The organism is Massilia sp. WG5, from assembly GCF_001412595.2.
In the GTDB taxonomy this organism is placed as follows: domain Bacteria; phylum Pseudomonadota; class Gammaproteobacteria; order Burkholderiales; family Burkholderiaceae_D; genus Telluria.
Genome location: NZ_CP012640.2, coordinates 2736821 through 2756475 on the forward strand (window position 1 = coordinate 2736821; position 19655 = coordinate 2756475).

Annotated in this window: 20 protein-coding genes; 13 read left to right on the forward strand and 7 right to left on the reverse strand. The window is 66.3% G+C overall.

What is annotated here, in order from left to right:
* Positions 1-28: 28 nt before the first annotated feature.
* On the forward strand, positions 29-1162 hold the full coding sequence (locus tag AM586_RS12160) for a M14-type cytosolic carboxypeptidase (RefSeq protein ID WP_047821532.1): 1134 nt from the start codon (positions 29-31) through the stop codon (positions 1160-1162).
* Between the two features lie 90 nt (positions 1163-1252).
* The gene (locus tag AM586_RS12165) at positions 1253-2080 is read left to right on the forward strand and encodes a hypothetical protein (protein WP_047821530.1); all 828 of its coding nucleotides are present in this window, start codon (positions 1253-1255) and stop codon (positions 2078-2080) included.
* Here AM586_RS12165 and AM586_RS12170 read toward each other — a convergent pair.
* A complete protein-coding gene (locus AM586_RS12170; protein WP_047821529.1) occupies positions 2067-2720 on the reverse strand; it encodes an oxygen-insensitive NAD(P)H-dependent nitroreductase NfsB in 654 nt (217 codons plus the stop codon). The genes AM586_RS12165 and AM586_RS12170 overlap by 14 nt on opposite strands.
* A gap of 211 nt (positions 2721-2931) precedes the next feature.
* Here AM586_RS12170 and AM586_RS12175 point away from each other — a divergent pair, with 211 nt between their 5' ends.
* A complete protein-coding gene (locus AM586_RS12175; protein ID WP_109370467.1) occupies positions 2932-3999 on the forward strand; it encodes a porin in 1068 nt (355 codons plus the stop codon).
* Between the two features lie 57 nt (positions 4000-4056).
* On the opposite strand, the gene pmbA is transcribed toward AM586_RS12175, so the two are convergent.
* A complete protein-coding gene (gene pmbA / locus AM586_RS12180; RefSeq protein WP_047821527.1) occupies positions 4057-5409 on the reverse strand; it encodes a metalloprotease PmbA in 1353 nt (450 codons plus the stop codon).
* Positions 5410-5502: 93 nt separating this feature from the next.
* On the opposite strand from pmbA, the gene yjgA reads away from it, so the two are divergent.
* From yjgA to AM586_RS12200, 4 genes are read left to right on the forward strand one after another with little or no spacing between them, the layout of a single operon-like run.
* Positions 5503-6108 carry a ribosome biogenesis factor YjgA gene (yjgA, locus tag AM586_RS12185; protein ID WP_047821525.1) on the forward strand — a complete coding sequence of 202 codons (606 nt, stop codon included), beginning with the start codon at positions 5503-5505 and terminating at the stop codon, positions 6106-6108.
* The gene (gene mog, locus AM586_RS12190; protein WP_047821523.1) at positions 6092-6691 is read left to right on the forward strand and encodes a molybdopterin adenylyltransferase; all 600 of its coding nucleotides are present in this window, start codon (positions 6092-6094) and stop codon (positions 6689-6691) included. Before yjgA ends, mog begins: the two co-directional genes overlap by 17 nt.
* Before the next feature lie 10 nt (positions 6692-6701).
* Positions 6702-7370 carry an alpha/beta hydrolase gene (locus tag AM586_RS12195; RefSeq protein WP_047821522.1) on the forward strand — a complete coding sequence of 223 codons (669 nt, stop codon included), beginning with the start codon at positions 6702-6704 and terminating at the stop codon, positions 7368-7370.
* 3 nt (positions 7371-7373) lie between these two features.
* On the forward strand, positions 7374-7571 hold the full coding sequence (locus AM586_RS12200) for a hypothetical protein (RefSeq protein ID WP_047821519.1): 198 nt from the start codon (positions 7374-7376) through the stop codon (positions 7569-7571).
* A gap of 4 nt (positions 7572-7575) precedes the next feature.
* On the opposite strand, the gene AM586_RS12205 is transcribed toward AM586_RS12200, so the two are convergent.
* The gene (locus AM586_RS12205) at positions 7576-8130 is read right to left on the reverse strand and encodes a carboxymuconolactone decarboxylase family protein (RefSeq protein ID WP_047821517.1); all 555 of its coding nucleotides are present in this window, start codon (positions 8128-8130) and stop codon (positions 7576-7578) included.
* A 92-nt stretch (positions 8131-8222) separates the two neighbouring features.
* On the opposite strand from AM586_RS12205, the gene AM586_RS12210 reads away from it, so the two are divergent.
* Positions 8223-9506 carry an aspartate aminotransferase family protein gene (locus AM586_RS12210; protein WP_047821515.1) on the forward strand — a complete coding sequence of 428 codons (1284 nt, stop codon included), beginning with the start codon at positions 8223-8225 and terminating at the stop codon, positions 9504-9506.
* 33 nt (positions 9507-9539) lie between these two features.
* Here the strand turns inward: AM586_RS12210 and AM586_RS12215 are convergent, their stop codons facing one another.
* The gene (locus AM586_RS12215; RefSeq protein ID WP_047821513.1) at positions 9540-10391 is read right to left on the reverse strand and encodes a fumarylacetoacetate hydrolase family protein; all 852 of its coding nucleotides are present in this window, start codon (positions 10389-10391) and stop codon (positions 9540-9542) included.
* Between the two features lie 171 nt (positions 10392-10562).
* On the opposite strand from AM586_RS12215, the gene AM586_RS12220 reads away from it, so the two are divergent.
* Both AM586_RS12220 and AM586_RS12225 read left to right on the forward strand, forming a co-directional pair.
* On the forward strand, positions 10563-11012 hold the full coding sequence (locus AM586_RS12220) for a cache domain-containing protein (RefSeq protein WP_047821511.1): 450 nt from the start codon (positions 10563-10565) through the stop codon (positions 11010-11012).
* Positions 11013-11030: 18 nt separating this feature from the next.
* Positions 11031-12773 (forward strand): methyl-accepting chemotaxis protein, encoded by a 1743-nt coding sequence (locus AM586_RS12225; protein ID WP_047821509.1) that lies wholly within the window; start codon positions 11031-11033, stop codon positions 12771-12773.
* A 61-nt stretch (positions 12774-12834) separates the two neighbouring features.
* Here AM586_RS12225 and AM586_RS12230 read toward each other — a convergent pair whose 3' ends face one another.
* Together AM586_RS12230 and AM586_RS12235 are read right to left on the reverse strand one after the other, a co-directional pair.
* Positions 12835-14070: a YbfB/YjiJ family MFS transporter gene (locus tag AM586_RS12230; RefSeq protein ID WP_047821507.1), complete on the reverse strand. Its 1236-nt coding sequence runs from the start codon at positions 14068-14070 to the stop codon at positions 12835-12837.
* Between the two features lie 4 nt (positions 14071-14074).
* Positions 14075-16090, reverse strand: a complete 2016-nt coding sequence (locus AM586_RS12235) for an FAD/NAD(P)-binding protein (RefSeq protein WP_162600542.1) — start codon at positions 16088-16090, stop codon at positions 14075-14077.
* 253 nt (positions 16091-16343) lie between these two features.
* Between AM586_RS12235 and AM586_RS12240 the strand changes: the two genes are divergently transcribed.
* Entirely contained in the window at positions 16344-16799 is a 456-nt protein-coding gene (locus tag AM586_RS12240; RefSeq protein ID WP_047821505.1) for a cache domain-containing protein, read from the forward strand.
* Between the two features lie 3 nt (positions 16800-16802).
* Here the strand turns inward: AM586_RS12240 and AM586_RS12245 are convergent, their stop codons facing one another.
* Positions 16803-17372: a DNA-3-methyladenine glycosylase gene (locus AM586_RS12245; protein ID WP_047821504.1), complete on the reverse strand. Its 570-nt coding sequence runs from the start codon at positions 17370-17372 to the stop codon at positions 16803-16805.
* Positions 17373-17545: 173 nt separating this feature from the next.
* Between AM586_RS12245 and AM586_RS12250 the strand changes: the two genes are divergently transcribed.
* Together AM586_RS12250 and AM586_RS12255 are read left to right on the forward strand one after the other, a co-directional pair.
* Complete coding sequence (locus AM586_RS12250) at positions 17546-18415, forward strand: HDOD domain-containing protein (protein ID WP_047821502.1); 870 nt, start codon at positions 17546-17548, stop codon at positions 18413-18415.
* A gap of 81 nt (positions 18416-18496) precedes the next feature.
* Complete coding sequence (locus AM586_RS12255; protein WP_047821500.1) at positions 18497-19642, forward strand: tetratricopeptide repeat protein; 1146 nt, start codon at positions 18497-18499, stop codon at positions 19640-19642.
* The last annotated feature ends 13 nt before the right edge of the window (positions 19643-19655 follow it).

Consider the following 19655-nt stretch of genomic DNA (forward strand, 5'->3'; position numbering starts at 1 on the left):
CAGGTTTGCCCAGGCCCCATCCACAACCATGTCTATCAAGATTAGCAGCCAGTTCGACGCTGGCGCCATCGAGGTCGTGAACGCCACAAGCGCGACCGCCATCGATCTGAACATCCGCAAGGATTCGCACGCCGACATCACCCAGTGGTTCTACTTCCGCCTGCAGGGCGCGCAGGCGCAGCCCTGCACGATCCGCCTGCTGAACGCCGGCCAGTCGGCCTACCCGGCGGGATGGGAAGACTACAACGCGATGGCGAGCTATGACCGCATCAACTGGTTCCGCGTGCCGACCAGCTTCGACGGCCAGGTGCTGAGCATCGAGCACACCCCGGCCATGGACAGCGTCTACTACGCCTACTTCGAGCCCTATTCCTGGGAGCGCCACCTGGAGCTGCTGGACCGCGCCCAGCTGTCCGAACACGTGCGCATGCTCGACCTCGGTTCGACCATCGACGGCCGCGACCTGAACCTGCTCGTCATCGGCGAGCCGGCGGAAGGCAAGAAGAAAGTCTGGGTGATCGCACGCCAGCACCCGGGCGAGACGATGGCCGAATGGTTCGTCGAAGGCATGCTCGACGCCCTGCTCGACCCGGCCCATCCCTTCGGGCGTCAGTTATTGAAAGAATCGGTGTTCTACGTGGTGCCGAACATGAACCCGGACGGCTCGGTGCGGGGCAACCTGCGCACGAATGCCGCCGGCGCCAACCTGAACCGCGAGTGGCTGAACCCGAGCATGGAGCGCAGCCCGGAAGTCTTCCTGGTGCTGAAGAAGATGCACGAAACCGGCGTCGACATGTGCCTGGACGTGCACGGCGACGAGGGCCTGCCCTACGTGTTCATCGCCGGCAGCGAATCCCTGCCGAACTTTACCGCCGAACAGGCCGCCGCCCAGAAGGCCTTCTCGGATGCCTTCATGGTCGCCAGCCCGGACTTCCAGGACGTGCACGGCTACGGCGAGACGCCCTACAGCGAAGAGACCCTGACCATGGGCTCGCCGCACATCACCCACGCCTTCGGCTGCCTGTCGCTGACCCTGGAACTGCCGTTCAAGGACAACGCCAACGACCCGGATCCGCTGGTCGGCTGGGACGGCGCGCGCAGCGCCCGCCTCGGCGCCGCGGTGTTGCAGCCGGTGCTGCAGGCGGTCCGCGCGATCAAGTAAGCGTACGAAGGAATACTCCCGGCCCACCCGGGAACCGGCCTGCGCCGCCCTCTGTCAAAAGCATGAGCGGCAGCCAGAGCGGAGAACGGGATGGGCAATGTCGGAGGAAGTGTTTATCGGCCGGGTGAAAGTCCGGACCCGGGGGCGACGCCTCCGGCCGGGCTGGCGCTGGGCGATGCGTGGTTCTGGCATGCCGAACAGACGCTGCTGCAGGCCCTGGTCGAGCATCCGCAGGTCGCGCCCGAGCATGCCGCGATCCGCCTGCTCGGCTTCAACGGCGCCCGTCTCAATGAGTACATCGGCGACGGCGCCTATGCCAGCGTGATCCGCATGCACCTGTCGCCGGAACTCCACTTCAGCGAGTTCTATCTCGGCGGCTTCGCCAACGACGCGCTCGAACACCGGCTGGCGCTGCGCGACGACTGCTCCGCCGCATCTTCCCCGGCCGCCTGCTTTTCGGCGGCGCGCCTCGACCTGCTGCTGTACCACGTCAGCGAAGGCCTGAACGGCATCATCCGCGCGATCCGCTGGGCCTACCGCAAGACGCCCTGGCAGCAGCCGATCTTCCTGAACGGCTACGACTATCCGGTGCCGGACGGCCGCGGCTTCGTCGACAGCCATGGCGGCTGGATCACGACCGTCATGGACGACGCCGGCGTCGATCCCGACCTGGCCTTCCGCACCGAAGTCATGAAGCTGGTGATCGACGCCGTCAACGACGAGGTGCTGGCCGAATTCCACGCGCCGTTGGAACACGTATTCCACGTCGACAGCCGCGGCATCCTGGCCAGCGATGTGCAGCACTACGCCGAGGACTGGGAAAACGAGGGTTACCCGACGCGGGACGGCTTCATGAAGATCCTGGAGCGGGCATGGTTTCCCATGCTCCGCCCCTTCGGCATCATTACAGGAAGGTGAACACCTGCTCTTCGCTCAGGCGCGACTTCGGCAGGCCGGCGTTGAAGTCGGTCTCGGCGTGGTAGCCGAAGCTCAGCATCACCAGGCTGGTCAGGCCGCGCTCGTGCAGGCCGAACTCCGCGTCCAGCGCGGCGACGTCGATGCCTTCCATCGGCGTGGTGTCGATGCCCAGGTTGGCGGCGCCCAGCATCGCGCTGCCGAGGGCGATATACACCTGTTTTTCCAGCCACTGCGGCAGGTCCTTCTGGGTGTAGCGGTGCAGGTTCACGTAGCCCAGGCGGCCCTTGGCCTGGCCGGCCTTCGCGGCCTCGTCGCGAAAGCGGCCGTCGCGCTGCTCCTGCTCCAGCACGGCATCCAGGTGCTGCTGGTCGGCGTCGGCGCGCACGCAGAACAGGATCACGTGCGAGGCCTTGGTGATCTTCGGCTCGTTGTAGATAAAACCGCCCTGCGCGCCCTTGGCCATGCGGGCCTTCGCTTCCGGCGTGCTGGCGACGATGAAGTGCCAGGGCTGCGAGTTCACCGAAGACGGGCTGTTGCGCAGCAGGCCGTAGATCTGCTGCATGAGTTCGTCGGGGACGCGGCGGGTCGGGTCGTAGGCCTTGGTGGTGTGGCGTTTGGTAGCGGCGGCAAGAATACTCATGTGCTTCCTTTCAAGTGCAATGCATAGCCACACATTATTGCAGGAACCAAAAAAACGCGTGCGAGGCGATCTGTCCCATGCTTGAGCGTGGGCATATTTCCACAGCGCATGTCGGTAATGCGGCAGCGCAAATTTCCTACGCGCAAAAACTGATATTGATGGAGATGCTTTTGGGCCACTTCTATCGATTTCTTTTTGCAGAGGATGGGATATGACACTGAAAAAATGGGCCTTCGCCGCAAGCCTGACCGCCGGCACCCTTGCCTCGGGCAGCGCTCTCGCACAGTCGAATACCGATGTCTACGGCATCATCGACGTGCTGCTTGGCCCGACGACCAACATCACCAAGGACAAGGGCACGACCTGGCGCGTCAGTGCGAGCGGCATGAACACCTCGCGTCTCGGCTTTCGCGGCAGCGAGGATCTCGGGGACGGGCTGAAAGCGGTCTATCAGCTCGAGATGGGTATCGCGCCCGATACCGGCACCGCCGACAACCCCTTGTTCAAGCGCCAGGCCAATGTCGGCCTCGAAGGCAGCTTCGGGCGCCTGGTGCTGGGACGCTCCTTCACCTCGGTGTATGACTTCATGCTGGCCTACGATCCGATGGGCTATGCGCCCTTTTACTCCTGGGTTCCGACCGGCAATGCCAGCGGCGCCAGCAAATACGGCATGACCACCGGCTTCGACAATATGGTCAAGTACACCGGCAAGTTCGGCAATTTCTCGATTGGCCTGAACTATGGCGCCGGCGAACAGTCGTCGACGATCGGCGACAGCGCCAAGGGCGCCGTGGCGCTGAACTATGCAAGCGGACCCTATGCGGTCGCGGCCACCTATGAGCGGATCAACGGAAACAAGACGGCGACGGGCGTCCGCGACGAGACGACCGCCTGGCACCTGGGCGCCTTGTACAACAGCGGCGGCCTGAAGCTGCAGGGCGGCGCCCGCGACTACCGGCTCGAGTCGGCAAAACCGCTGACGGCCGACCTGCGCGCGCGCCTGTACTGGGCGGGCGCCAGCTACCTGGTCGCCCCGCGAGTCACGCTGACCGGCGCGGTGTACTACCAGGATGTGCGCAAGGTGCCGGCGAACACCGACGCGGATCCGATCATGGTCGTGCTCCGCGCCCGTTATGCGCTGTCCAAGCGCACCGACCTGTACACGGTGGCGGCCTATGCCAAGGCCCGGCATGAGCAGCTCGTCAGCCTGTCCCGGGACGAAGCCGGCTACGGCAGCAACATGAGCAACCTGTCGGTGGGTATCCAGCACCGTTTCTGAGCTTGCGAAAACAAAAAGGCAGCCAGGGCTGCCTTTTTTATTGCCGTCCGCGATCCCTCAGCTGCCGGCCACCACCATCTTCTCGATCAGGATCGAGCCGGTCGACTTGTTGCCGCGCGTTAGCACGTCATTGCCGATGCCGACGATGGACTGGAACATCTCCTTCATATTGCCGGCGATGGTGATTTCCTCGACCGGGTACTGGATCACGCCGTTCTCGACCCAGTAGCCGGACGCGCCGCGCGAGTAGTCGCCGGTGACGTAGTTGGTGCCCTGTCCCATCAGTTCCGTGACCAGCAGGCCGGTGCCCATCTTGCGCAGCATGCCTTCGAAGGTGTCGGCGATTTTCGTTTCCTTCGACAGCATGTCGAGATTGTGCGAGCCGCCGGCGTTGCCGGTGGTCTGCATGCCCAGCTTGCGCGCCGAGTACGAGGACAGGAAATAGCCTTGCAGCACGCCGTCGCTGACGACCTTGCGGGTCTGGGTGCGCACGCCCTCTTCGTCGAAGGGCGAGGAGCCGACCGCGCCGACGATGTGCGGGTCTTCGACGATCTGGATGTGCGAGGGGAAGATCGACTGGCCGAGGGAATCCAGCAGGAAACTCGACTTGCGGTACAGGGCGCCGCCGGACGTTGCCTGGACGAAGGCGCCGAGCAGGCCGGCGGCCAGCGGGGCTTCGAACAGCACCGGGCAGGTGCGGGTATCGAGCTTGCGCGCGTTCAGGCGCGCCAGGGCGCGCTCGGCGGCATAGCGGCCGACCTTTTCCGGGTCGGCCAGCTTGTTCGGGTCGCGCGCCGAGCTGTACCAGTCGTCGCGCTGCATATGCGCGCCCTTGCCGGCGATCGGCGCGACCGACAGGGTGTGGCGCGAGAACGGGTAGCCGGCGCAGAAGCCGAGGCTGTTGGCGGCCACGAAATGCGACTGCTGGACGTAGACGCTGGCGCCTTCGCTGTTGGTGATGCGCTTGTCGACGCCGAAGGCGGCCGCTTCGCAGCGCTGGGCGATCTGTACCGCTTCCTCGGCGCTGATGTCCCATGGGTAGCACAGGCGCAGGTCGCGCGGATTCATTTCCAGCAGATCCGCGTCCGGCAGGCCGGCGGCGGGGTCTTCGGCGGTGAAGCGGGCGATGTTGTAGGCGGCTTCGACGGCGGCGCGCAGCGAGGCGCTGGAGAAATCGGAGGTGCTGGAATGACCGCGGCGCTGGCCGCAGTAGACGGTCACGCCGATGCCCTTGTCCTTGTTCTGCTCGATGGTCTCGACCTGGCCCTTGCGCACCGTGACCGCCAGCCCGCTACCCTCGCTGATCTCGACCGATGCATCGCTGGCGCCGGTTTCCTTTGCAATCGCCAGCACATCTTGTGCGAGCTGCTTGAGCTGATCCTGGGTATGGGTGAAGACGGAGTCGTTCATGTGCGTTTTTCGTAGCGAGCCCTAAAACAGTTATCATAGCAGCCGTTTACTGTTTTTACCGTCAAGCCGTGCGCTTGGCGAATCTAGATCATCATGCCAAATGCAAACCGCGGCGCTGTCGGCTTCCGCTCCGACGAGTTCGAACCGGAATACGACCGCCCCTCCAAGTCCGAACTGAAGCGGCAGAGTAACGAGTTGCAGAAGCTCGGCGAACAGCTCATCGATGCGCCGCGCGACCGCGTCAAGCGCGTGCCGATGCCGGACGAGGTCAAGGATGCCATCCTCATGGCCCAGACCATCACCAACCACGAAGGCCGCCGCCGCCAGCTGCAGTACGTGGGCAAGATGATGCGCTCCCTCGACGAAGAGGAAGTCGCCGTCATCCAGCGCACCATCGAGAGCTGGAAAGGCACCTCGAAGGCCGAAGCCGCCGCCCTGCACGCGCTGGAACGCCGCCGCGAGAAGCTGCTGGCCGACGACAAGGCGCTCACCCAGCTGCTGGAAGAGCATCCGCAGCTGGACGTGCAGCACCTGCGCACCCTGATCCGCAATGCGCGCAAGGAGCAGGCGGAGAACAAGCCGCCCAAGGCCTACCGCGAGATCTTCCAGATCCTGAAGGACCTGGCCAAGCCGGCCAAGGCTGCCCCGAGCGACGAGGTCGAAGGCGAAGGCGAAGAAGACGATGAGTCTGGAGAATAAGGTGCAGGAGCTGGTCGTGGGCCTGGTCTCGGTCTCGGACCGCGCCAGCGGCGGCGTCTACGAGGACAAGGGCATCCCGGCCTTGCAGGAATGGTTGCAGAAGACGCTGACCACCCCGTTCCGCGTCGAGACCCGCCTGATCCCCGACGACCGCGCCAGCATCGAGCAGACCCTGGTCGAGCTGGTCGACGTGCAGCGCTGCCACCTGGTGCTGACCACCGGCGGCACCGGCCCGGCGCGGCGCGACGTCACGCCCGAGGCCACGCTCGCCATCGGCACCAAGGAAATGCCCGGCTTTGGCGAGCAGATGCGCCAGGTCAGCCTGCATTTCGTGCCGACCGCGATCCTGTCGCGCCAGGTCGCGGTGATCCGCGAGACGCCGGATCACGCGGCCCTGGTCATGAACCTGCCCGGCCAGCCGAAGTCGATCAAGGAAACCCTCGAAGGCCTGAAGGATGCCGAGGGCAAGACCGTCGTCGACGGCATCTTCGCGGCGGTCCCCTACTGCATCGACCTGATCGGCGGTCCGTTCAGCGACACCAACCCGGACGTCTGCGTGGCCTGGCGTCCGAAGAAGAAATAAGGATCAACGCATGAGCGCACTGCTCGAACACGTCATCGTCGACACCAGCGACAACCCGGAAGTCTCCGTCATCTGGCTGCACGGCCTGGGCGCGGACGGCAACGACTTCGTGCCCATCGTGCGCGAACTCGACCTGGCCGGCCTGCCCGGCATCCGCTTCATCTTCCCGCATGCGCGCACGATGCCGGTCACCGTCAACGGCGGCTACGTGATGCGCGCCTGGTACGACATCACCGGCGCCGAACTGACGCGGCGCGAGGACGAGAACGGCCTGCGCGCCTCGCAGCAGGAAGTCGAAGCCTTCATCGCCCGCGAAAAGGCGCGCGGCATCCCGGCCTCGCGCATCGTCCTGGCCGGCTTCTCGCAAGGCTGCGCGATGACCATCCAGGCCGGCCTGCGCCACCCCGAGCCGCTGGCCGGCATGATCTGCCTGTCCGGCTATGTGCCGCTCTCGAGCAAACTGGCCACCGAGCGTACCCAGGAAAGCCTGGCCACGCCGATCTTCATGGCCCACGGCCGCCACGACAACGTGGTGCCCTTCAACCGCGCCGAGATGTCGCGCGACCTGCTGGTCTCGCTGGGCTACCAGGTCGAGTGGCACGAGTATGCGATGCAGCACTCGGTGTGTCTGGAAGAGGTGCAGCATCTCTCCAGCTTCTTCAAGAAAGTGCTGGGCTGAACGATGGCAAAGAAGGAAGAACTCGACGAAGAGACGATGGCGCTGATTAACTGGTGCATCGAGGTCGAAAAACATCTGGTGGCCGGCGGCGCCACCCAGCAGCAGGCGCAGGAGCACATCGAAGAGAACGTCGAGTGGTTCACCGACATGTTCTACGACGAGCTGACGCCGGAACAGGCGGCCAAGGAAGCCCTGGCCTGAGGGCTTATTCCGGCAACGGCGCCGCGCTCGACGGCGGCGCCTCGGTCTGCGCCCCATTCATGATCATCGCCAGGAAGGTGTAGTAGCCGTTCACGCCCATCAGGTCGACCACGCCCTGCGCGCCGAACAGCGCCAGGGCCTTGTCATAAGTGCGGTCCGACACCCGCTTGTCGCGCTGCAGCTCCACGCAAAATTCATACACCGCCTCTTCGTCGGCCGCCATGGCCTGCGGACGCTCCCTGCGCGCGATGGCGCCGATCAGCTCTTCCTTGACGCCGGCCTGGCGCGCGACCGGCGCATGGATCGCCCACTCCACCTGCTGGTTCCATTCACGCGCGGTGACGAGGATCGCCAGCTCGGACAGCCGGGTGCCGATGGCGCTGCGGTAGCGCAGGTATTCGCCGAGGCGCTGCGCGTGGCCCATCAGTTCCGGACTGCGCAACAGCGGCACGAAGGGGCCGTACAGGGCGCCGCGCGGGCCGTTGACGATCTCATGCGCCGCCTCGCGCTGGGCGTCGGTCCATTCGTCGGCGGGGATGGGGCGGAGGCGGTCTGTCATGCGGAGATATTCGCATGCCTTCCGGCAAAAATCAAAAGAATCCCGACGCTTCGCCTTTATTGTCAAGCGTCAACTTTTTGAAGGGGATTCCGATGAGCCGCATCCTTCATCGCAAGCTGGGCGAGACGCCGCCCGTGGCCGTCAAGGGCGACGGCATCTACCTGCAGGACAGCCAGGGCAAGACCTATATCGATGCCAGCGGCGGCGCGGCCGTGTCTTCGCTCGGGCACGGCCATCCGGACGTGATCGCCGCCATGCACGCCCAGATCGACCGCTGCGCCTATGCGCATACGGCCTTCTTCACCACCGAGGCGGCGGAGGACCTGGCCGAGCGCCTGCTGGCGCACGCGCCGGCGGGGATCGGCGGGGTCTGCCTGGTCGCGGGCGGCGCCGAGGCGATGGAGGCGGCCCTGAAGCTCGCGCGCCAGTATTTCGTCGAGGCCGGGGAACACCGGCGCACCCTGTTCATTGCGCGCCGCCAGAGCTGGCACGGCAACACGCCGGGGGCGCTGGCCGACATGCCGCGCGTCTCGCCCTGCTACGAGTACCGCTACCGCGTCGAAGGCCAGGGCACCGAACAGTACACGGCCATGCTGCTGGACGAGCTGGAAGCGGCGATCCTGCAGGCCGGACCGGAACGCGTGATCGGCTTCTGCGCCGAGCCGGTGGCGGGCGCGGCCGGCGGCGCGATCCCGCCGACGCCGGGCTACTTCCACGGCGTGCGGACGCTGTGCGACAAGTACGGCATCCTGTTCATCGCCGACGAAGTCATGTGCGGCATGGGCCGCACCGGCACCATGTTCGCGATCGAGCAGGATGCGGTGGCGCCGGACCTGATCGCGGTCGGCAAGGGCCTGGGGGCCGGCTACCAGCCGATCGGCGCGGTGCTGGTCAACGGCGCGGTCCTCGAGCGCCTGCAGCGCGGCGACGGCGCCTTCCTGCACCGGCACACCTATACCAGCCACCCGGTGGCGGCGGCCGCCGCGCTGGCGGTGCTGCAGGTGATCGAGCGTGACGACCTGCTGGCGCAGGTGAAGAAGCGCGGCGCCACGCTGCGGCGCATGCTGGGCGACGTGTTCGGCGGCCATCCGCACGTCGGCGACATCCGCGGCCGCGGGCTGTTCATGGCGCTCGAACTGGTGCGCGACCGCGCCGGCCGGGAGCCGTTCGCGCCGGAGCTGAAACTGCATGCGGCGATCAGGGCGCAGGCGATGCGGCGCGGGCTGATGGTCTATCCGATGGGCGGCAGCATCGACGGGCGCCGCGGCGACCATGTGCTGCTGGCGCCGCCCTTCATCGTCAGCGCGGCGCAGCTGTCGGAGATCGTCGCGCGGCTGGAGGAGGCGGTGAATGCGGCGGTGCGGGAAATCTCTTGAACGTCGTTCCCGCGCTGGCGGGAACGACGGCTATTATCCCTTCGGAAAAGCGAGCACTTCCTGCTGCTGCTCGCCCAGTCCCGCAATCCCCAACCTCAGCTTGTCGCCCTTCTTCAGGAAGCGCTGCGGCGTGCGGCCCAGGCCCACGCCCGGCGGGGTGCCGGTGCAGATGATGTCGCCCGGCTCCAGGGTCATGAAGCGCGACAGGTAACTGACGATCTGCGCCACGGTGAAGATCATGTTCGAGGTGTTCCCGGTCTGCATGCGCTTGCCGTTCAGTTCCAGGTAAAGGTCGAGGTCCTGGACGTCGAAGATCTCGTCCTTCGTCACCAGGAAGGGGCCGACCGGGCCGAAGGTGTCGCAGCCTTTGCCCTTGTCCCACTGCGAGCCCATCTCGAACTGGAAGGCGCGCTCGGAGACGTCGTTGACCACGCAGTAGCCGGCCACGTAGTCCAGGGCGTCCGCTTCGCTGACGTATTGCGCACGGGTGCCGATGACCACGCCCAGCTCGACTTCCCAGTCGGTCTTCTTCGATCCCTGCGGCAGCTGGATCGGATCGTCCGCGCCCGACAAACAGCTGGTCGCCTTCATGAACATGATCGGTTCCTTCGGGACCGGCGCGCCCACTTCGGCCGCGTGGTCCGAGTAGTTCATGCCGATGCCGATGAACTTGCCGACACCCTTGACCGGCACGCCGAAGCGCGGCTCGCCGCGGACGATCGGCAGGGTCTTCCAGTCGACCTTGGCGAGCTTGCGCAGCGCCTTTTCGGACAGCGCCGAGCCGTCGATGTCGTCGATGATGCCGGCCAGCGAGCGCAGGCGGCCCTCTTCGTCGAACAGGCCGGGCTTTTCCTTACCGGGGCGGCCGTAGCGAACTAACCTCATATTCTTCTTCCTCTGGATAAGCTTGGTGATTGGCCATTTTACCGGACGCCGTCCGGGCGCGTGGCCGCTTCTTGTGACAGCGCAAGCCAGAATCGGCAGGCCCAGCGTACTGTAATCAATGCACGTAAGAAACTTTTGCGCCGCGTTTCCTGATCAAGGGGAAGGATCACCGTGAAACCGCAGTTTGCCGCACTGGCCCTGGCCCTGGTCGCCGCCGCCAGTCCTGCCGCCGGGCCGGCCGCGAAGGATGCGGAGGACCTCGTCGCACAGGGCGCCGTCTTCCTGCGCACCCGGGGCAAGGCCGAGCTGATCAGGCGCATCAATGCCAGGGACCCGATGTTCTACCGCGGCGACCTGTACCTGCACATGCGGGATGCCAGGACCGGCGTCATGCTCGCGCATCCGCTCACCCCGTGGCAGATCGGCCAGGACCTGCTCGACGTGCCGGACGCCACCGGCAGGAAGTACCGGCGCGAGATCATCGAACTGGCGGCGACCCGGGGCAAGGGCTGGGTCGACTACACGTACAAGAACCCGGCCGACGGCCGTGCCCAACCCCGGAGCAACTACATCGCCAGGGTCGGCGACGTGGTGCTGGAGTCAAGCATCGACAAGAAGTAATTCTTTCCAGGAGAAGCCATGCTGAAAAAATTGAGGATCGGTCCCAAACTGCTGCTGGCGCCGTCCATGGTGCTGCTGTTGCTGCTGTCCTTGTCGGGTGCGGCCTACTATGGCATGGTGCGCCAGAACGCATCGCTGGAGAACATGGTCCAGGTCCGCGCCGCGCGCCTGCAGGCGGCCGCCGATATCGCCGGCGAAGCCAAGTATGCGCACGCCAACATCTACCAGTTGCTGGCCTCGATGGCGGGCAGCTTCGCCCAGGACCGCATCAAGGCATTGATCGCCGACATCGGCAAGAAGCACGAGGCGCTGCAGGTCCGGCTCACGGACCTGGCGAAGGTGGCCGAGCCGTCCGAGCGCAAGCTGATCGATGCCTCGATCGAGGCGCTGGCGGCCTACCACAAGAGCGTCGCCGACTGCATCGACCTGGCCCAGCTCGACCAGTCGACGGCGACCGGCGCGATGCAGACCGCGGAGAAGCGCTTCCTCGTGCTGAACGCCAACCTGGCCCAGCTGGCAACGCTGGAGCGCGAATTGAGCGGGCACGCCTATGCCGCCGCCAGGTCCGAGTTCCACGATCTCGGAATGACCATGGCAGGGCTGGTGCTGCTGTCGATCGTGCTGTCGCTGCTTGTCACCATGCTGGTGCGGCGCGCCATGCTGAAGGATATCCACGACATCTCGACCGCGGTCGGCGAGCTGGCCGAGGGACGGCTGGCCAGCGTGGCCGCCAACGACGGCCGCGACGAGATTGCCCAAACCTCGCGCGCGCTCGACCATACGATCGGCACCCTGACCGTCACCCTGCGCAGCATCATGAATGCGGTGCGCTCGATCGACACCGCGTCGAAAGAGATCGCCAGCGGCAACCTGGACCTCTCGGCCCGCACCGAGATGCAGGCCAGTTCGCTCGAAGAGACGTCCAGCGCGATGGAAGCGCTGACCCAGGCCGTCAGGAAGAACGCCGAGAACGCGCGCCAGGCGACCGGCCTCGCGGCCGAGGCCAGCGAGCTGGCCGCCAGCGGCGGCCAGGCGGTCGACCGCGCGGTGACGACCATGGAATCGATCCGCGCCAGCTCGCGCAAGATCGTCGAGATCATCGGCGTCATCGACGGCATCTCGTTCCAGACCAACCTGCTGGCGCTGAACGCGGCGGTGGAAGCCGCGCGCGCCGGCGAACAGGGACGCGGCTTTGCGGTGGTCGCGGCCGAGGTGCGCACACTGGCCCAGCGTTCGGCGTCGGCGGCCAAGGAAATCAAGGCGCTGATCGCCGATTCGGTCGCGATCATCGACAACGGCAGCGCCTCGGTCAACGAGGCCGGCGCCAGCATGGGCAGCGTGGTGGCTTCGGTCCAGCAGGTGAACGACATCATCAAGAGCATCAGCGCCGCCAGCGATCAGCAGGCCGAAGGCATCGGCGAAGTCAACCGCGCGGTCGGCCATATGGACGACATGACGCAGCAGAACGCCGCCCTGGTCGAAGAAGCCGCGGCGGCCGCGGCCAGCCTGCACGAACAGACCGTCAACCTGGCGCGCGCGGTCGCGATCTTCAAGATCGAAGGGACGGAGGCAATCGGCGAAGGCGATACCGAGGCCTTCCCCGCCCTGGCCGCTCCCGTGGACGAGGATCCGGAATTCGCCGAGCCGGCGGAGCGGCGCACCGCCGGCAGCCCGATGCGCAAGGCGCGGCGCACCCTGCCCGCCCAAAGCCAAAGCCAGCGCCAGGACCGTCCCGCGCGGACCCGCAGCGCCAGGGGCTGAGCCTGCGGCAGCGGGCGAAAAAACGGCGCCTCGCGGCGCCGTTTTACGTAGTGCGGGCGATTCAGGCCGTCACCGCATCCAGCTCTCCGCGCGCCGCACGCCGCCGCAGCAGCGCGGCAATCGCGACCACGCACAGTGCGGACACCGCGAGCGCCAGGCTGCTGATCCAGAATAGAACGGCATACGACGCCCGCCCGCCCATGATCGCCACCATCGCGCTCGCGCCGCCGGCCTGGGCCAGCGAGAAGCACAGGTTCATCGCCGTCCAGTTGCGCCGGTGCTGCGCGGCGCCGCCGATCTCGAGGGCATAGCTGGAGGCGGCGCCGACGATCCCCGGCGAGAAGAAGCCGACCAGTACCGACGACACCAGCAATGCCGGCGTACCGCTCGCCACCAGCGGCAAGGCGACGCCGGCAGCCTTCAGGGCGAAGCCCACGCCCAGGGTGCGGGCCAGGCCGAAGCGGTCGGCCAGCACCCCGGTCAGGTAGGGCCCGCAGGCAGCGCCGATTCCGAAGCAGCCCCAGAAGAAGCCGGCCGCGGCCAGGGGCCGGTGCAGCTCGCGCGTGATGAAGTCGGCCCAGAACAGCGTATGCGGCAGGTAGCCGATCGCATTCAGCGTGTAGGCCAGGCACAGCAGCATGACGGGACCGGAAAAGCCCTGCCGGGTGCGCCGCTTGCCGGCTGCGACAGCAGCAGCCGGAGCGGCCGCCGGGGTCGTGGCCGAAGCAGCCCGCCAGTACTGCCAGGCCGCGGCCGTGAGCAGCGCGCAGATGGCGCCCAGTCCCAGCCAGGCCTGCACCAGGCCGTAGGCAGCCAGGGGCGGCACCACCGTGGCGGCGGCGACGATGCCCAGGCCGACGCCCGAGAAGATCAGGCCGGCCACGCGGCCGCGCCGCGCCGCCTCCACGCGCGGCAGGATCAGTACCGGCGCCTGCACCATCAGGATGGCGCCGCAGGCCCCCGCCACCATCCGCCAGAACAGGAACCAGGGCATGCCGCCGCCGCGCCAGGCGCAGGCGAACAGGCTGAGTGCGCACAGCAGCATCGACCAGCGCACCAGCCAGCCCGGCGGATAGCGGCGCGCCAGCAGGGCCGCCAGGCCGATCCCGAGCAGGTAGCCGGTGAGATTGGCGGCGCCGAGATGGCCGGCGGCCTCGCGGCCGAACCAGCCCTGCTGCACCAGCACCGGCAGGATCGCCACGTAGGCGAAGCGCGCGATGCCGACCCCGGTCAGCGTCGCCGCCATGCCGCACAGGCCGGGAATGGCCGCTGCGGCACGATTGGACCATGGCTTCATGGGCTCAAGCCACGGCCAGGTCGTTCGCAGGCAGGCGGGCGCCCGCCTGTTGCGGCCAGGCGTCGAGCGCGCAGGCCTGCGTCACCGGTTCGGCCGCGCTGGACGGCGCCGCCTCGGCCGCCTCCTGCATCTCCCGGCGCCGCCGCTTGCCGCGGGCGATCGACTCCATCATGCAGCCGACGGCGCGCCCGGCATCGACCATGGTGGTCGAATTCGCACCCGGCCGCGGCAGCACGAAGGTGTAGAACTTGCAGCCTTCGACCAGGGTGCCGAGCGCCCACAGCGAGTTCTGCACCGCGCCGTCGGCGCCGATCACGTTCATGTTGCGGTCGACCGTGATCCCGCCCGGATGAAAGCTGCCGTTCATGAAGGGCTTGACGATGCCGCGCTTGACCATCTTGCGCATCAGCGGCGACTTGTCCTCGAGCGGACCGGGCAGCGAAGCGCGGGCCCGCACCAGCACATTCGCCTGCTCGCTCGCCCCGCTCCAGTGGCCATGCACCACGAAGCTGGCGGCTTCCTCGTCGTACACGCCGCGTGCGCCGGGACCGAAGTCGGCGCGTACCACGCCGGCGTCCATCAGCGCCAGCAGTTGGGTGATGCGTTCCTTCGGCGGCCCGACCGCCAGCCGGTTCATGATCGGCAGGAATTCGGCCAGCACCCAGCGATGCGACTGTTCGGTCAGGCCGGCGAAGTCGATCGCGCTGCGGATCACGTCGCGCACGTCGCGCAGCACATCGCAGGCCGATTTCAGCGGGCTGTTCAGATTGCCGAGCAGGGCCTGCTCGACGTCGCGCCACATGAAGCCGCGCAGCCAGTCGTCGTACTGGCGGCGGCTCTGCAGCGCGCGCGCCGGGATCGGGTTGACCAGCGCGTCCCAGGACAACTGGTCGCGGCGCGGCACATGCTTGTCGACCAGGGCCTGGCGCGCTTCCGCGCTGTCGGCGGCGAGGAACTCGTTGCTGAACACCAGTGCGGTGAGCCGGTCGTGGCGCTGGTGCAGGTAGGAGAAGTAGTAGGCGAACTGCATGTCGCACCACAGCAGCGGCATCACCTGCTGCTGGAAGTCGAGCTGGCCGCCGGGCGTCGCGGCGCGCAGCTCCTCGACCTTGGCCAGGGTCAGGAACTTCGCCTTGTACTGGCCGTACACGCCCTTCTGGTTGATCGCACGCGCCGTCAGCGGCAGGCCGGAACGCGCATACAGCAGGATGCGCGGCTCCTTGCCCGAAGGCCGGTAGCGCAGGCGCCCGGCCGGGTCGGTCCTGGCGCCGGCTTCGAACACGCCGCCGCGCGCGCTGGTCAGCTGGGCCAGCAGGTCGAAGGTGGTCAGGCCCATGCCTTCGATCGCAACCGTGTCCCGCTCGGTCACGCCCGACACCGCATTGCGGACCGGGTAGGGTTCCAGCACCAGCTGCAGGCGCGCATTGCGTTCGCGCGCGGCATCGACCTTGCGCGTCAGCTCGCGTTCAGATTCGTTGAGAATCTTGCGCGCGTGGCCGGTGGTCAGGAACACGAAATCGGCCGGATAGGCCTGGCCGTCATAGGACACCTGCCAGCCGTCCCCTTTCCACTCCAGGTCCTCGACGGTGGAAAAATTGTGCAGGTAGATCGTCACGTGCGGCGGCGCCAGTTTTTTCACGTATTCGAAGCACCAGCGCAGGTAATCCCCGAACAGCGCGCGCGAGTAATAGCCGTTGCGGTCGATGTCGACCCGGCCGGCCGGCGCGCCGGGCGCACTGCCGCTCTTGCTGCTGAGCCAATCGGCGAACGAGGGGCCGTACAGCAGCGGACCGCCGCCGCGCACGGTATCGTCGGAAAACTGGGTCATCTGGCACGCCACCGTATTCACCAGCAGATGCGAACCCTGGTCGGTCGTATGGCAGCCCGGACCGAACTCCTTGCCGTCGAAGACATACAACTCGAGCGGCGTGGCGCTCGCATCATTTCTGGCAAAAGCAATGATGCGATCGAACACGGACAGGCCGCGCGGGCCCAATCCGATAATTGCAATCTTATGCATGGTTACCTCATGTTCACGTGACTGGAAGCGCAGACGGGATGTCCGCAAGTCCTTCCCGCTGGGAAACAAAAACCATGGTAGGCACATAGGAAAGCCGCAAAATTGCGCTCACGCAATTTTTAAAACGACGCGGCAACAGTCACCAATTGTTGCTTGCGCTGTGCAGTAGGGAAACGCTCTCTTGCGTTCAGACAAAACCTACACCGTGTAGGGCGCTACAGTTCTTCGGGTCAACAATTTTCCGGAGGAAACTATGAATCGCTTCCGTCATGCCGTTCTGGTGGTCGCCGCGGCCAGCGCCTGCAGCTTTGCTTATGCCAACGAACCGAACGAGAAGGATGCAATCGCCCTGGTCGAAAAAGGCGCGGCCTTCATGAAAGCCAAGGGCAAGGACGAGATGATTAAGGAAATCAATGCCAAAAATCCGGAATACGTGCAGGGACCGCTGTACCTGGTCATGCGCGACAACAAGGGCGTGGTGCTGGCGAATCCGGTCAATCCGGCCATGATCGGCAAGGACCTGATCGATGTGCCCGACGTGGACGGCAAGATGTTCCGCCGCGAGATCCTGGAAGTGGCCAAGGCCAAGGGCAAGGGCTGGGTCGACTACAAGTTCAAGAACCCGTCCAGCGGCAAGGTCGAAGCGAAAACCTCGTACATCTACAAGGTCGGCGACGTCACGCTCGAAGCCGGCATCTACAAGAAATAAATTCTAGCGGAAGGGCTTGCTCACGTAGCGCGAGTGGGCCAGCCCGAAACGCCACGGCACGTCGATCGCCTTCGAGATGCCGATGCGCGGTCCGGTTACCACCTCGATGTCCCTGGGCGCGGCCGCCAGTTCGAACGGCGGCTGCGCCAGCGGGCTGCCGTTCAGCGCCCGTGTCACGCCCAGCGCCTGGCACAGCTTGCCCGGCCCCGAGCACAACAGCCATTTATCGGTCGTGCCGCGCCGCTCCTGCATCAGTTCCAGTCCCTCGACCGGTTCGAGCGCGCGGATCAGCACCCCGGCGCCGTGCCCCTCTTCCCGGCACACGAAGTTCAGGCACCAATGGATGCCGTAGGAGCGGTAGACGTAGGCGTGGGCAGGCGGGCCGAACATGGCGAAGTTGCGCTCGGTCGGACCGGAATAGCTGTGCGAGGCCGGATCCTCGCCGTCGTAGGCTTCGGTCTCGACGATGCGGCCGCCGACGCCGTCGACCAGCACGGTCACGCCGATCAGCTGGCGCGCAACGAGGTGGGATGGTGCGGAAAAATCGATACCTGCAAGAATCGTAGAAGACATGTGAGGATCTTATAACGGCTGCGTCCGGCGAGTCGCACGGCCGGGCAGCAGAGTGACAAGCACCACTGTCGGATTTGCTACACAAAATCAATACTTTGGTGCAACTTCGACCCTGCTGGTTTATAGTGACGAGCTTTGCGCATATTTCTGCGCAGCATCATTTCTCCCCTGCCATGAGTACTGCATCCGCCCTGGCGCGTCCGAGCGCCGCCGAGGATCCTGTCGATACCCTGATCAAGTCGATCCGCATTCCGCCGCGTCCCAGCCTGCTGGCGGACCTGCAGCGCGAGCTTGGCTCGCCGGACCCGAGCCCGGAGACGATCGGCCGCATCGTCGCCAGCGACGTCGGCATGTCGGGCGCCCTGCTGAAGCTGGCCAACTCGGCCATCTACGGCGGACGGCGCAAGGCCAAGTCGATCGAACAGGCGATTCTCTTCCTCGGCATTAACCAGGTCGCTTCGCTGATGACCGGGCTGCTGGCGCGCCAGGCGATTCCCGCCAACAGCGCAGCCCTGGCCAGCTTCTGGGACCTGTCGACCCGCCGCGCGCAGGCGATGGTGTTCCTGTCGCGCCGCCTGCGCATCGGCGAACCGGACGTCGCGCATACCTTCGGCCTGTTTTGCGACATGGGCGTGCCCCTGCTGATGGACCGCTTCGCCGACTATGAAGCGACCTTCGCCGCCGCCTCGCTGGAAGCCGAACGCCCCTTCACGGCGCTCGAACAAGAGCGCCATGCGACCTCGCACGCCGCGATCGGCTGCCTGCTGGCGCGCAACTGGGGCTTGTCCGACAATGTTGCCTGGGCGATCCTGCATCACCACGACTACGCCGTGCTGGACGATGCGAACAGCGCGGGCACGGTGGGCTCGCTGGTGGCGCTGTCGCTGCTGGCCGACAGCGCGATCTGCAAGTACCAGGGCCATGCTGAATCGCTCGAATGGAACAAGGGCGGCGCGCGCGCCTGCGCCTGGCTCGGCCTGTCGGCAGACGAAACCGCCGAGCTGCTCGACGAACTGCACGACGCCTTCCACGACGACCAGTAAGCTTCCGCTCGGGAGCGTCTTTACATCCCCTCCGGACCGGCAGATACTTGAAGCAAAAGTTCGCCGGTAACGGAGGAAGTGATGAGACAGCTCGTAGCGTTCCTGCTGGTACTGCTGGCCGGTTGCGCCAGCGCCCCGTCGACCGTCGTTCCGCCCACGGAGCTGTTCGCCGATGCGTCCTTCGCGCCGCCATCCGGACCGGTGGACGCCGCCGACCTGTTCACCCTCAGCCCGGAAATGCGCGACTACCTGCACAGCGCCGGGTTCAGCAACCTGACGCGCTCGCTGGGCAAGCAGCAAGGCCTGCTCGATGCGCTCTACACCAAGGGTAAACTCAAGCTCGAATATGACGCCACCTACACCCGCACCGCGGCCGAAACCTTCCGCGACCGGGTCGGGAACTGCATGTCGCTGGTGATCATGACGGCGGCCTTCGCCAAGGCGCTCGACATGCCGGTGCGCTACCAGAGCGTCGACATGGAAAGCTGGAGCCGCAGCGGCGACTTTTACCTGCTGAGCGGCCACGTCAACATCATGCTGGGTTCGCGCACGACCATGAGCGACATCCTGCCCGAGCGCGTGCTGGTGGTCGACTTCCTGCCGACGCCCCAGGCCGAAACCCTGGGCTCGCATCTGCTCAGCGAAGACGAGATCGTCTCCATGTTCCAGAACAACCGCGCTGCCGAAGCCCTGGTGGCTGGCCAGCTCGACGATGCCTACTGGTGGGCGCGCGCCGCCGTGACGCGCAATCCGGCCTCGGCGATGCCCTTGAATACGCTGGCCGTCATCTATGACCGCCATGGCGACAAGCCGATGGCGGAACGGGCCTACCGCGCGGCCCTGACGCGCGAGCCGGAAAACCTGACCACGCTGCGCAACCTCGAACCGGTGCTGACGGCGCTCGGCAAGACCGGCGAAGCGCAGGCCATCGCCAGGCGCCTGGCCAGCCTGGAGCCGGTGCCGCCCTTCCAGTTCTTCCACCAGGGCGTGGCCGCCTACAAGGGGCGCGAATACGGCAAGGCGCGCGACCTGTTCCGACGTGAAGTCAAGCGCGCGCCCTACAATGACGAATTCCATGTCTGGCTGGCGGCGACCTACCTGCAGCTCGGCGACCTCGCCGGCGCGCGCGACGAGCTGGCGCTGGCGGTGGAAAACAGTACCCAGAGCGAGGACCGCAAGCGTTATTCGGCCAAACTGGCCCACCTTCGCCAGCTCGGCATGCGTTGACCGAGGGCCGGGA

Bases quoted from the DNA above. Each gene is read 5' to 3' on its own strand.
- AM586_RS12160 (WP_047821532.1), top strand. From the start codon at position 29: ATGTCTATCAAGATTAGCAGCCAGTTCGACGCTGGCGCCATCGAGGTC.
- AM586_RS12165 (WP_047821530.1), top strand. From the start codon at position 1,253: ATGGGCAATGTCGGAGGAAGTGTTTATCGGCCGGGTGAAAGTCCGGAC.
- AM586_RS12170 (WP_047821529.1), bottom strand. From the start codon at position 2,720: ATGAGTATTCTTGCCGCCGCTACCAAACGCCACACCACCAAGGCCTAC.
- AM586_RS12175 (WP_109370467.1), top strand. From the start codon at position 2,932: ATGACACTGAAAAAATGGGCCTTCGCCGCAAGCCTGACCGCCGGCACC.
- pmbA (WP_047821527.1), bottom strand. From the start codon at position 5,409: ATGAACGACTCCGTCTTCACCCATACCCAGGATCAGCTCAAGCAGCTC.
- yjgA (WP_047821525.1), top strand. From the start codon at position 5,503: ATGCCAAATGCAAACCGCGGCGCTGTCGGCTTCCGCTCCGACGAGTTC.
- mog (WP_047821523.1), top strand. From the start codon at position 6,092: ATGAGTCTGGAGAATAAGGTGCAGGAGCTGGTCGTGGGCCTGGTCTCG.
- AM586_RS12195 (WP_047821522.1), top strand. From the start codon at position 6,702: ATGAGCGCACTGCTCGAACACGTCATCGTCGACACCAGCGACAACCCG.
- AM586_RS12200 (WP_047821519.1), top strand. From the start codon at position 7,374: ATGGCAAAGAAGGAAGAACTCGACGAAGAGACGATGGCGCTGATTAAC.
- AM586_RS12205 (WP_047821517.1), bottom strand. From the start codon at position 8,130: ATGACAGACCGCCTCCGCCCCATCCCCGCCGACGAATGGACCGACGCC.
- AM586_RS12210 (WP_047821515.1), top strand. From the start codon at position 8,223: ATGAGCCGCATCCTTCATCGCAAGCTGGGCGAGACGCCGCCCGTGGCC.
- AM586_RS12215 (WP_047821513.1), bottom strand. From the start codon at position 10,391: ATGAGGTTAGTTCGCTACGGCCGCCCCGGTAAGGAAAAGCCCGGCCTG.
- AM586_RS12225 (WP_047821509.1), top strand. From the start codon at position 11,031: ATGCTGAAAAAATTGAGGATCGGTCCCAAACTGCTGCTGGCGCCGTCC.
- AM586_RS12230 (WP_047821507.1), bottom strand. From the start codon at position 14,070: ATGAAGCCATGGTCCAATCGTGCCGCAGCGGCCATTCCCGGCCTGTGC.
- AM586_RS12235 (WP_162600542.1), bottom strand. From the start codon at position 16,090: ATGCATAAGATTGCAATTATCGGATTGGGCCCGCGCGGCCTGTCCGTG.
- AM586_RS12240 (WP_047821505.1), top strand. From the start codon at position 16,344: ATGAATCGCTTCCGTCATGCCGTTCTGGTGGTCGCCGCGGCCAGCGCC.
- AM586_RS12245 (WP_047821504.1), bottom strand. From the start codon at position 17,372: ATGTCTTCTACGATTCTTGCAGGTATCGATTTTTCCGCACCATCCCAC.
- AM586_RS12250 (WP_047821502.1), top strand. From the start codon at position 17,546: ATGAGTACTGCATCCGCCCTGGCGCGTCCGAGCGCCGCCGAGGATCCT.
- AM586_RS12255 (WP_047821500.1), top strand. From the start codon at position 18,497: ATGAGACAGCTCGTAGCGTTCCTGCTGGTACTGCTGGCCGGTTGCGCC.